The 11,549-nt window shown below is 42.3% G+C and carries 14 protein-coding genes and 1 pseudogene; 4 read left to right on the forward strand and 11 right to left on the reverse strand.

Features of this window, described 5'->3' with window-relative positions; genetic code table 11:
- Window positions 1-173: 173 nt before the first annotated feature.
- A complete protein-coding gene (locus tag AC1U9U_RS13150) occupies window positions 174-380 on the reverse strand; it encodes a hypothetical protein (protein WP_479961005.1) in 207 nt (68 codons plus the stop codon).
- Window positions 381-606: 226 nt separating this feature from the next.
- Between AC1U9U_RS13150 and AC1U9U_RS13155 the strand changes: the two are divergent.
- The 4 genes and pseudogenes from AC1U9U_RS13155 to AC1U9U_RS13170 all read left to right on the forward strand — a co-directional run bounded on the left by AC1U9U_RS13155 (window position 607) and on the right by AC1U9U_RS13170 (window position 1,683).
- A pseudogene (locus tag AC1U9U_RS13155) lies at window positions 607-1,020 on the forward strand (DNA polymerase Y family protein).
- The gene (locus AC1U9U_RS13160; RefSeq protein WP_479961006.1) at window positions 1,020-1,151 is read left to right on the forward strand and encodes a hypothetical protein; all 132 of its coding nucleotides are present in this window, start codon (window positions 1,020-1,022) and stop codon (window positions 1,149-1,151) included. The pseudogene AC1U9U_RS13155 and the gene AC1U9U_RS13160 overlap by 1 nt, the downstream one beginning before the upstream one ends.
- A 30-nt stretch (window positions 1,152-1,181) precedes the next feature.
- Window positions 1,182-1,349 carry a DinB/UmuC family translesion DNA polymerase gene (locus AC1U9U_RS13165; RefSeq protein WP_479961018.1) on the forward strand — a complete coding sequence of 56 codons (168 nt, stop codon included), beginning with the start codon at window positions 1,182-1,184 and terminating at the stop codon, window positions 1,347-1,349.
- Window position 1,350: 1 nt separating this feature from the next.
- On the forward strand, window positions 1,351-1,683 hold the full coding sequence (locus AC1U9U_RS13170) for a DinB/UmuC family translesion DNA polymerase (protein ID WP_479961007.1): 333 nt from the start codon (window positions 1,351-1,353) through the stop codon (window positions 1,681-1,683).
- Between the two features lie 58 nt (window positions 1,684-1,741).
- On the opposite strand, the gene AC1U9U_RS13175 is transcribed toward AC1U9U_RS13170, so the two are convergent.
- The 10 genes from AC1U9U_RS13175 to AC1U9U_RS13220 all read right to left on the reverse strand — a co-directional run bounded on the left by AC1U9U_RS13175 (window position 1,742) and on the right by AC1U9U_RS13220 (window position 11,277).
- Window positions 1,742-1,957: a hypothetical protein gene (locus tag AC1U9U_RS13175; protein ID WP_479961008.1), complete on the reverse strand. Its 216-nt coding sequence runs from the start codon at window positions 1,955-1,957 to the stop codon at window positions 1,742-1,744.
- Between the two features lie 713 nt (window positions 1,958-2,670).
- On the reverse strand, window positions 2,671-4,917 hold the full coding sequence (locus AC1U9U_RS13180; protein ID WP_479961009.1) for a cell wall-binding repeat-containing protein: 2,247 nt from the start codon (window positions 4,915-4,917) through the stop codon (window positions 2,671-2,673).
- Window positions 4,918-5,236: 319 nt separating this feature from the next.
- The gene (locus AC1U9U_RS13185) at window positions 5,237-5,440 is read right to left on the reverse strand and encodes a hypothetical protein (RefSeq protein ID WP_479961010.1); all 204 of its coding nucleotides are present in this window, start codon (window positions 5,438-5,440) and stop codon (window positions 5,237-5,239) included.
- 333 nt (window positions 5,441-5,773) lie between these two features.
- On the reverse strand, window positions 5,774-6,268 hold the full coding sequence (locus AC1U9U_RS13190) for a PspC domain-containing protein (protein ID WP_479961011.1): 495 nt from the start codon (window positions 6,266-6,268) through the stop codon (window positions 5,774-5,776).
- 177 nt (window positions 6,269-6,445) lie between these two features.
- The gene (locus AC1U9U_RS13195) at window positions 6,446-7,156 is read right to left on the reverse strand and encodes a Vitamin B12 dependent methionine synthase activation subunit (protein ID WP_479961012.1); all 711 of its coding nucleotides are present in this window, start codon (window positions 7,154-7,156) and stop codon (window positions 6,446-6,448) included.
- Between the two features lie 43 nt (window positions 7,157-7,199).
- Window positions 7,200-7,991: a methyltetrahydrofolate cobalamin methyltransferase gene (locus AC1U9U_RS13200; protein ID WP_479961013.1), complete on the reverse strand. Its 792-nt coding sequence runs from the start codon at window positions 7,989-7,991 to the stop codon at window positions 7,200-7,202.
- Window positions 7,992-8,006: 15 nt separating this feature from the next.
- The gene (locus AC1U9U_RS13205) at window positions 8,007-9,200 is read right to left on the reverse strand and encodes an MFS transporter (protein ID WP_479961014.1); all 1,194 of its coding nucleotides are present in this window, start codon (window positions 9,198-9,200) and stop codon (window positions 8,007-8,009) included.
- A 46-nt stretch (window positions 9,201-9,246) separates the two neighbouring features.
- Window positions 9,247-9,879: a cobalamin B12-binding domain-containing protein gene (locus AC1U9U_RS13210; RefSeq protein ID WP_479961015.1), complete on the reverse strand. Its 633-nt coding sequence runs from the start codon at window positions 9,877-9,879 to the stop codon at window positions 9,247-9,249.
- A 30-nt stretch (window positions 9,880-9,909) separates the two neighbouring features.
- Window positions 9,910-10,089, reverse strand: coding sequence for a hypothetical protein (locus AC1U9U_RS13215; protein ID WP_479961016.1), 180 nt, complete (start codon window positions 10,087-10,089; stop codon window positions 9,910-9,912).
- Window positions 10,090-10,101: 12 nt separating this feature from the next.
- Entirely contained in the window at window positions 10,102-11,277 is a 1,176-nt protein-coding gene (locus AC1U9U_RS13220; RefSeq protein ID WP_479961017.1) for a uroporphyrinogen decarboxylase family protein, read from the reverse strand.
- Between the last annotated feature and the right edge of the window lie 272 nt (window positions 11,278-11,549).

Genomic DNA, 11,549 nt, shown 5'->3' on the forward strand with positions numbered 1-11,549 from the left:
TAATTCTTTCCTCCTTTAACATTTAATATAATAATTCTTTCCTCCTTTAACATTTAATACTTAAAGTATAACATACACATTATTAAAATTATGTCGAATAATGACAAAAGCGGGGAATAAAGTAAATGAATAGATATTTACATTTTTACAGTGATTCTTTACTTCACATATCACTATTTACAAATAGAATTAATAATAATTTGTATAATGCCAAAGAGAATAAAGACCTTTAATATATTAAGCCCTAAAATAACAATCGGCCACAGATGATACACTGTAGCATCTGCGCCTTTGGATTTATTTACCTCTCTATTCAGTATATGTGTTACTAAATGTATTACTATGCCATAAAACAAAAGTTTGATAATAGCCAAAGTCATATTCGTACCTCCTTGATAAGATATTCAAAGTAATCCACATCTTTCCCCTATTATGAATTATAAGACAAAGATTAGTAAATTACCATATTCACCCTGTTGATAGAGAGCATATATTCTGTTATACAATCAAATAGTACAACACATATTCTATTGGTGGTGCAAAACACATGTCAAACGCATCGTATTTCACATAGATGCAACTCTGCTTATCTCTCCTGGGAAATCAATTCCTGCTAAGAAGTTTAATATTCAGACTGGTGAAACCTTATACTCTGCTCTAGCGAAATGTCCTAATCTGGTGATAGCAAAACCGAACTATAGATTATATAAACAGTGCAGTGAGGGTATGGTCGCTATTTTTAAAGAATATTCACCACTAATTCAACGGTCCTCGACGATGAATGCTTCCTAGGCTATACTAATATGGAAAGCCTTTATGGCGATCCTGTGCAAACAGCTTAAAGAGCGCATTAAAGAGGGACTTGGCTTCACTGTCAATATTGGTATTTCAACAAATAAACTCTTGGCTAAAATGGCGGGGGATCTCAAAAAGCCAGATATAGTCCACACTCTTTACCCGGAAGAAATTAAAGAAAAAATGTGGGAACTGCCAATCGAAATCTTTTTCTTGTGGGGCTAGTGACCGCCAAAAAATTACGTTCCAGAAACATAAAGACCATTGGTGAACTGGCTCACACCAATGTGAAATTGCTCAAAAAGTTCTTAAAAAGTCATGGCCAAGCAATTTGGAATTATGCCCATGGGATTTAAAATTCCCCCATTAAGCCTGGAGGGACAATTATTGCCAAGGGATATGGGAACTCCACGACAACCTTATTTGACGTAGAAGATCAAAAGACAGCTCACCTTGTTCTGCTTTCACTTGTAGAAAGTGTTAGCGTTCGGCAGCGTCAAGATCACGTGCGTGCCCGGTTGATAGCCATATCGTACAGAAGCAACGAGTTCTAATTTGCTCACATCTACGAAAAAAACCGACCCTACCGATTGCACGAATACGATATGGGAAATCACCTGTAATTTTTTCGATGAGATTTGGCATAGTCAACCAATAAGACATCTTGGAGTTCGTGTTTCTGAGTTATGCACTAGCGATTTTACGCAACTTAGCCATTTTGGAAAGGATGAAGAAAAGGAACGAAAAGTGGATAGAGCCGTAGATGCTATTCGTGAGAGATTCGGGGCAGCAACGATAATGAGATCAACTTATCTACACTCTGAACTTAACCCCATAAGCGGAGGCGTTCCGGAAGAAGATTATCCCATGATAAGTTCTATCCTTTAGTTCTCATAAATAAAAGAAAGTTTTTTTAAGAAAAACCGAGGCAGAGCCTCGGTCCTTTTTATTGTCCTTTAACGTCAGAAATCTTATATTCGTAACCATGAAGTCCCTTATAATACTCTGGATACATTTCTCCGCCGCACTTCCCGCAACTGAACTGGGGCGGAACAGTTGGATCCCCATCATCCATAGCATCAAATTCCCTTACTACTTCTAGCGGGATCTCCTCTTGCTCATCACACTGTAAACAAACATATTTGACCGAACTCTTCAGCAAGCTTCTCTCGCTTTGGGGCTTCTTCTTTTTGCTGAGTTTGCGTTTTTTTGATACCGGTGAAATTATTGATCATCCTTTCTAGGCATGCTCTGCTTGTCTCGCATTTGGCATGCTTTATTTTTAGTTGTCCGTCTTTTAGGCAGACTTCACCCTTGTATTCATAATAACATTGGCAATGGGGACATACCATTGGGTCTTTTCCTGTTTGCTCTTTTATTCGTTGCTCCCATTTCCTTCGCGTTACTGTCTTTTTTACTTTTACGATCCATTTTTGTACCTATTTTTGCCAAACAGAAACAAGAGTATTGCATTGCGGTTTAATAACGAGAGTATACACCATAATAACGGTTCGTTTTAAATTACTCAACCGCTATGTGCACGATTGATCGCTAGACCCCGCGAGATGAACACTTCTACTATGAATGTTTACCGTTTCTCTTGTCCATCATTTTTATCGTGATACTTGAACGTAACATTTTGACCGTCATATTCCTCAATCCGATGTAAGGCAATGGTGTCGCTTCCCGATTACTATGCCAGGATCGGGAAGCGACACCGTGTCATATCCATTATTCACTACCCGTAATATCGGCGTTGTCGGTGCATTCGCTGAAGAAGCCGAGAAAATAGCCAAACAACAGTAAAGGCAGACAGCTTAATCTGCTGTCTGCCTCACCAAATATCCATGGTAATGTCCCTATGGAAACTCTATTTTATTTGCTTTCTGCAGCGGCTTTAGTGACGACTACTTCACCAGTAGTGGAAGCCAGGACTTCACTCTTTTGATCACCGGCAGCAACAGTGATAACTTCTAAGTTGTACTTATAGGTGCCGGCTTCGTTGAAGGTTGCTTTGAATTTGCTTGCCCCATTGATGAAGGGGAATCCGGTTTGGGGACCATAAAGAGCACTGTTGTTTTCATCCAAAGTCAGATCATAGTACTTTCCGTCGTTTTCCAGGTATTGAAGAACAACATTTTTCTTATCCCCAGCGGTCAAGGTGATTTTTACCAGGACTTTGGTGGTCGCTGCTTCAGGATCAGCGACAAAGCTATTGGGAGCAGTGGTAACTTCAAAGTCAGCAGTTTCGCCGACGATTAACTCTTTAGCAAGGCCGGAAGTAATGGCAGGAGCCGCAAGAAGCTTGGCATCACCGGTCATTTGGGTGTTTTCTACTGTAAATACACGTCCATCTTGATATTTGATGGTAATTACAGCTTTTGTTGGTACATCTGCGACAGTTCCGTTGAACTTACCATAAGTCCAATAGCCATCAGCTTTAAAGGTACCATTGATGTTAAAAGGAGAAGAAAGTTGTTTGTCGGTTAATTCAAAGAGCTTAGCATTTGTAGCACGGGTAGCTGAATTGGTAGCAAGAACTGTCTTAACAAGGTCCTTAATTTCACCTTTTTCATCTTTGACGGCTTCTTCTTTGACTAAGCTAACTTCAATGCTTTCTAAATCAGCAGGAAGCTTGTCCACTAAAGAGAACCCAACATTATAACCATTGACTCCGGAGGATTGCATTACGCCAAAGTCTTCAGCCTTAACATGGTTAAGGGCTTCTTTGTTCAGATCTGCCGGGTTTCCGGCAAGCTTCTGATTCACAACTTCAAACGCACGTCCATCCAAATAAGTCACCTTGATAACAGCCTTAGTAGGAACATCAAGAACGGTACCGTTCCAATTTCCATAGCTCCAGAAACCATCGGCAGTAAAGTTGCCATCAATATTAAATGGAGTTGAAAGTTCGGTTGCTGTAGGATAGGTGTTGAAAAGCTTGTCAAGGCTTACGTTTTTAGCCAGCACTGTATCACCTTTGTAAAGAGTTACTTCAACACTCTTTAAGTCACGAGCGGTTCCATCAACAATTTGGAAGCCTACATTGTAACCATTTACGCCGGAAAGCTGCATTACGCCAAAATCTTGAGGACGAACATGGTTAAAGGTAAGTGCCTTATCAGATACAACTTTAGAACCACCCAAGGCAATGATACTTTTTTGTCCTAATTTAGGAAGCAGAAAATCTTCAGTATCTTTGCTGAGTTCATTATTGGTCAAGACAACGGGAGAATTGCTTTTAGCAGCAAGGGAAGATACGACTAGAGCATCTACAAGATGATCATCATAACCGTTGCCGACATAAACCTTATTGTATTCTAGATCGGTAAAGGTTTTTAAAACTTCCAGATTGGTAGCAAAACGATCATTTCCAAAAATACGGGTTTTGCTTTCCCCGTCTTTGCCAGGTAATTCTTCATATACCTTCTTACTGACAAGCGACTCACCGCCAAGAACATAGGTCGCTTGGATTTTTTCCTTAACTCCATCAAGATATTTGGCTTCAACCTCAGGCAGGCCATTTTGATCGGCTAAAAGAATCGGCATATTTTTAGCTGCTGCAATAGAAGCAACTGAAAGAGCATCTGCGTATTTAAAAGCTGTTGTAACCATGACCCCTTCTACATCTTTAAGTTGTTCTGCAATATTTTTAGCAGTCTCGAAGCGGTCCTTACCACCTAATTCTTTTTTAATTTCAATTTTTAAATCGTTGGCTTTGAAAGCCTTTTGAAGATCTTCCTTTTTAATTGCACCACTTACAGTGTAAACTTCTTCAACTTTTAAGTCTTTAAGTGCTTTAATGGTTGCTTCGGGAATTGTTGCACCATTTGTCAAAAGAATAGGTGCATCCATAGAATTGGCAAAAGGTGCCGCGGTCAACGCATCCACAAGGTTTTCCTTTTTACCGGAAGCTAAGATTGCTACCTTTGCAGTATCCCAACCTTCGCTTGCAACCTTTGCCGCAGTCTCAAAGCGGTCGTTACCATACAAACGGTCGATAGAACTCTTTTCAACTACTGGAACCTGGGTGTCCGCTAATACTGCTGCCGGAAACGCAGTGCCTAAAACCATGGTAGCAATGATAGCACTGGATAAAACACAAGCTCTCGTTTTTTTCATTCGAATTTTTGCCCCCCATAAATGATAGATAATTTTGCGCCGGCAATATAGATCAACTTATATCTACACTCATGCAAAATTGATCGTTTGCCGCTATACCAATCTTATATCAACAAAGTATTTAAATCATTAGTGTATTTTTGGAAATCAATGTGATATATATAACAATATGCATATGGATATAGATGTAGATATAGATGTAGATATACATATATTCAAACCTTATTGTAACTTTTTTATTCTCACTGAATAAGCTGGATTAGGGATTTTCCATATACTGGATTAATTGTAAGGCCCACTATTTCCTTAGGTAAGGAGGTTACGAAATGCACCTTTTCACACCGTCAAATAACACCTTAGGTACTCCCCAAGCCAACTCCCGATTCTTCCAAAATGATATAAATGCTACCTCTATACCGGCCTCTATACCAACCCCTAGCTCTAAACCCGCTGCATCATCTATACCCTCATCCACCCCAACTTCAACATCTTCTCCTGTTTCCTCCAGTCCAACTCCTACCATAAGACTACCTCAAAATAACATTATCCCCGCTACCAAACCAACCCCGTTAAAGTCAGAAGCTAAAACACCTGGAAATGCCAATCTCGAACTAAAGTCTCTTCTTCAGAAACAGGGCTCTACTCTTCTGCAAAATTTCGGACCTGCCTTGGCCCGAGAATTCGGGGCACCCTTGGCCCGAAGCATGGCTCCTCAAATCGCCGAAAGAATAGGTCCACCCCTCGCTGAAAAAGTTGCCCTGCCTCTAATAAAAAGAGTAGGCTTCCCCTTAGCCAAAAGGGTCGGCCTACCGTTAGCGAAAAAACTAGGTGGACTGGTTTTAAAACGAATTGGTTTCTAGGACCTTTTCCAAATCAAAGTGGCTCCGATGATTATCAAAATCAGGGGCCACATTTTACTTAGGGAAAACCAGGGAACCCATTGATTGAGCAGAAAAAGCACACCGAGTATAATCAGGATCAATCCTGCCATTCTGCCCCGCTGCGTGTTTTTTTTGCCGGTGTTGTAGAAATTGCCCGAATCGGATGAAGTGCCGTTATAGGAATCTACGCCAAAATCTTTGGCCGTCTCTTTAACATTATTCATCACTTCATCCACAATATCTTGAACATTGTCACCTCGCCCGCTATAGGACACTGGGCGGTCTACACGATCACTAGGTATGATCAATAAAGCGACAATATAAAGGATAATGCCTGCTCCACCCATAAAAAGCGTGATAAGGGCAATTAAACGGACTAAAGTGGCATCTACATCAAAATATTCGGCCAGTCCCCCGCATACGCCGCCAATCATCTTTTCTCTTGAAGAACGATATAATCGATTTGTCATGATGATTTCCTCCCTGAAGCTCTTCAGTATCTTTATCTATATTATTAACAGCTTCTTTCCTTTCTTAGTACGGACAAAAACTCGAAAATGTTTCACCATATTAGGAAATTTAACAAATTTAAAACAAAGAATAAAGGAGCCGTTCTCCAGTCAAAGTAGGGAACTGCTCCTTAAAGGTTAAGCTTTTTTTGATTGACTTAATTGACAAGTGGCTTGTAGGCTACAAAAGCTGCAATGGGTTTTACCGTGGGTTTCCGCTAAGTCGCGTCCAACCCCCATGACCATAGCGGCTGATTTCCGTGGAAGAATTAAGTTTGATTCTGTCAAGCGGAAATCACTATCACCATCGTTAAGATGAAGAAAATGAAACAGAGTCCGAATATCTTCGAGCTTTGGCCAGTAGTAGTGCCCAGGGCCCATTGGAAAAGTCATTTGCATGCCATGTTCCTTATAACGCTTCTCTAAATCGCTAAAAGCCACCGTGCTTGCTTTTGTTATATAGGCAGTACCTACAGCATCCATAGCGAAAGCTTTAAGCAGATGCCCCTTTTCACTATAAAAGGAAATTCGTTCCTCCAAGGCGTTCCCGATTGTCATGGCGGAGATAATTAGCTTCTCTGCATCCCGGCACATTTTGGCAAGTAGAGGGCTCGTCAAATTCAATTCATCGCTAAGCCGAATCTCCTGACCGCTAATATCTAAAAATTCTACTTCCCGCCAGATCAGGATAGGCTTAACTAACTCCCTAGCTTCCACGAGGATTTCACGATGAAGTTCTACCGTGTTTGGGCGCGGAGGGCGCTTTGAATAATCTGCTCCTTGTGCTTTAAAGACCTCATCCAGGGTAACCTCGGGTACAGGGATCATTACCAATTTCGCTTCGTCCATTTGCTTCCTCCGGCTCAGGATTCACTTCTTTAAAATTGTAACTTTAGTCTTCAAGCTTCTCTTCCCGGAAAGCTTTCAGATACTTACGTGAAAAGCGATCTTTGTTTAGTAATAAATCTGTGGCTGTGATGGCACTTGTCAGTTTGCGGTCAAGGGGATCAAGGATCGCTGCATCCATACCATAGTTCATGCAGAGTGCCAGAAAATAACGGTTGATCAGTTTCCGCTTCGGTAAAGAATGGGAAACATTGCTGAGACCGGAAACCGTTTTGACTTTGAATTTCTCCTTGATTTCCTCTAAACAGTGGAAAAACAGCATGCCATTTTCACTATTTACCGCCAGAGGCAGTACTAAGGGATCAATATAAAGATCCTCCGGCTTCAACCCTTCGGAACGAATTAGCTCAACAATTTCGCCGGCGATACGAATCCGCTCCTCTGCGGTCTTCGGGATACCTTGGTCATCCATAGTTAGAGCAATAAATTTACATCCATATTCTTTAATCAGTGGAATCATTCCGGAGATCCGGCTTTTTTCCATACTGATCGAATTAAGCATAGCCGTTCCCCGATGAAGCTTGAGAGCGTGCTCCACGGTTACAGGATCTACACTATCGATACAGAGAGGAACATCGATAACTTCTTGTACCGCTTTAACGATCCACTCCATATCTTCCACTTCATTATTACCCTGTGCAGTATTAACATCTATATAATCTGCACCACATTCCGCTTGTTTACGGGCTAGATCTTGAACAAATTCAACGTCCCGGTTAAGAATGGCTTCGCGGACGCGGGGAATTGTGCTGTTTAATTTTTCACCGATAATGAGCATCTACTATTTCCTCCCCTACGATTTTATTTGGCTTCGTTTATAGAACCGGATAAAAATGAGACAGGATAGGGTTGAAAAAATTAAGGCCCCGACAAGAGGGATGGTACCCGCTTCCCAACTGTATTGAGTCACGATACGACCGAGCAGCGGAGGGCCAAAGAAAAACCCGGTATTGAAAACTAAGTTAACAATTGCCATAGCCAATCCTGCAAGTTGTGGCGTCGGGACGGCCTCCGGGGCTAAAGTAAATATCGTTGTCGGGAAAAATCCAGGTAAAAACCCCATCAAAATCATCCAGGGAATAATCCACCCGACTGTTGGTAGTTGTAAAGAGTATCCATATAATACGCTTGTAATGACCACACTTAAAATAAGAATTCTTGTCTTATTACGAACGTGAGTAAGAACCCATCCGGCAAGAACTGTGGCAAGAATACTGGCCATGGCAGGAATACTTGTATAGAAGTTGGCAAGGTCAGGTAGTACTTGATGAACTTGGTTAAAATATTGGGGGGCCCAAGTCACAAAAGCACCATTGGCAAAGCCAAACCCACCAAAGGCAAGGGCTAAAAACCAAATGGCCGGACTCTTTAGGCCAAGACTAAAGGAAACTCGCGCAGCCGGGTTAGCCCCCTCTTCCAATGGGGATACATCTGGGTGTTTGGGAACGACAAGAGCATAGGCAACTAAGGCGAGGAGTGAAACTAAGGTTCCAAACCACCATACCCCACGCCAACCGAACAATCCTACAATGGGATTCGCACAATTGAAGATTATGAAGCTGCCAAGAGGAACCCAGGATGCCCAAATTCCCATAGGAAGACCGCGCTTTTCCGGCGGAAACCACATTGCTATTACTGCCGGCGCCACAACGGCAATTAACCCCAGACCAATTCCCTCCACCACTCTCCCCATGAGGAGAATGGCGGCATTAGGGGCTAGTGCCCCCAGTACAGATCCGAGACCTGTAAAAACAAGGGCCAAGCTTCCGCTAAGCCTTGCACCTAGGCGGTCAAGGACAAGGGCTGCAGGCAAGGATAGAATTATTCCAGCCACAGCAAAAATGGACATCAACCAGCCACCAACTGTCATATCTATACCTAATTCATTAAGCAGGATATTCATGACGGGAGGCACTTTAAATTGGTTGATGACAATAACAACACTTGCTAGATAAGTTACCCATAGAACAGCCCAGGCCTTTCGCACAAAATCACTCCTGATTTAAGATAGTAAACTGTTCAGAACTGATCCGTTATTTTGCAGCAAAAACTTTCTCTGCGACTTTTACAGCATCGCTGGCTGTGGAACCGAAGTAATCAGCTCCCACATATTTTTGCACAAAGTCATCAACATAGTTACCGCCGATCAGAATAGTAGTGTTTAGTCCTTCGGCACGAATGGCTTCAATGGTGACCTTCATGGGCTCCTGACAGCCGGTAAGCAAAACGCTCATGCCAACCAAAGGAGCCTTGTATGCTTTGATGGCCTCAATGAATTTTTCCGTTGGGACATCAACTCCAAGATCAATAACGTTATAGCCGGCACCCTTAAGAAGCATAACCACAATATTCTTGCCAAGGTCATGAACATCCCCTTTAACCGTGCCAATAACGATATTCCCACGATGCTGCTCGTCTGCACCGGCCAAATGGGGCTCGAGCTCGGTCATTGCTTCACTCATCATTTCTCCACAGAGGATGAGTTCGCTCAAGAAATAATCTCCGGATTCAAAACGAAGTCCAACCTCAGTCATACCTTCTTGAAGTCTTGCCACGATTTCCAAAGGCGGAGTCCCGGCAGCAAGGCGTTCTTTGACTATAGCTAGGATTTTGTCGTCTTCTAATTCTGCTATTGCATTTGCTAAAGCATCCGTTAAAGTTGCCATAAATGATCACTCCTCATTCAGATATTGAAATTAGCGGTGAACCCAAAACCAAAGATATAAATAGGCAAATGTATCGAGATTTTCCCACTCCTTTTTAATCATGGCTTCATCGCCGGTGAGGGTGCCGAAATCCTTCACTTTCTGTTCCCAGGGAAAGCAAACACCTGGGGGTAACCCCTTGTTAACTTCTGTTTTCAGTTGATCAGACATTTCTATCCCTCCTTAGTATTTTCCAAATTGACGAGCAGTCTCGATCATCGCCATTACATTTTCGACTTTGACATCCACCTGCATAACACCGGCGGAGTCAAGAATGAAGGCTCCATCAGCTGCATAGTCGTTGAGTAGGCGTTTCACATATTCACGAACTTCTTCCGGTTTACCATAAGCAAGCAAGGTGTTCGGTACGTTTCCGCTCAAGCAGAAGCGACCGCCTAGGATTTCCTTGGCCTTAGCCAAATCGGTTTGGTCGGCATGGAAAACGATACTCCGATCCGGAAGTTCAGCAATCTTTTCTAAATAAGGAGTCCAGTTTCCTTCTGCATAGAACATGGTACGTTTACCTTTTGCCCATAATCCTTCGATGACCTTCTTCAGGGTTGGCCAATAGAAAGTATCCCATTGTTTAGGATTCAAGAAAGGATAGCTTCCCCGATGGAGGGGTAAGAAGGCTGGGAGGACCGTATCGCCACCGGCTGTCGCCATGGTAAAGAAAGTATTGTGGTCAACAAGGACATCCATAGCTGCAAGCACTTTATCCGGGCGTTTCCGCAAATCCATCATAATCCCTTTCAGCCCGCGCAAGGTGTCTCCCAAGGTATCAAAAGGAGCCTTCAAAATACCGGAAATGCAAAGGGGCATACCATAATCCTTCGCCCAATGGGCCGCTGCTTGCTGGTTAATTCCGGTAGACATGGCCATAGCTGCCGAGCCTTTAATGAGGGCAAGGTTAGAACGGTAGGAACCAGGTTCGGAAAGCTCGCTATGAATCCTAGGCAAGTATGTTTCAAGAATCCACTGGGTCGGGTTCTCAATGAAGGCATCATAATCTTCAGGAATCATATATTCTTCTTCAACAAATTGGAACTGTTGATTGGGGTCAAGTTGATTTCCGGCAAATTTAAGATACTTTGCTCCTACCGCATCATGGAAGGAAGCCCACCATAGGCTCGGCGCGCCAAAAAACGCATCCATATCAAAATCGTCGAGCAGTTTATCCACTGCGGCAATATTTTTATTTAAGTCATAATAAATTTCTTGAAGTTCAAAGCCTGCATATTTTGCAATAAACTCACTAAGCTGTAAACGAATCGGAACCATGTCCGGTTTCCCGGCATCCATTGCGGTAGTATAACGAGTTAATCTTTCTTGATATAACTTCACTTTGTCCGTTGCCATAACGGCACCCCCTGTCTTTCTTCCTTTTACTTTACATAGCTTATGAGCAAGATGAATATTTCTAATATCACCCCCCTCTTCACAATCCGTCTAGTTGTATAGACAATTTCCTGTTGCCATAATATTACCTCAATTCCTTATAAGGAGTCAAGAAGAGTCTAAATATTAGAATAATCGGAACGTCTACCTAAAATACTTTGAAACACGAAAATAACTTACCCAACCTACTTAATATACAGCTTATATAATGCCTGGGTACCGCTATTTTCCTC

The organism is Desulfitobacterium sp. (genome assembly GCF_982384815.1).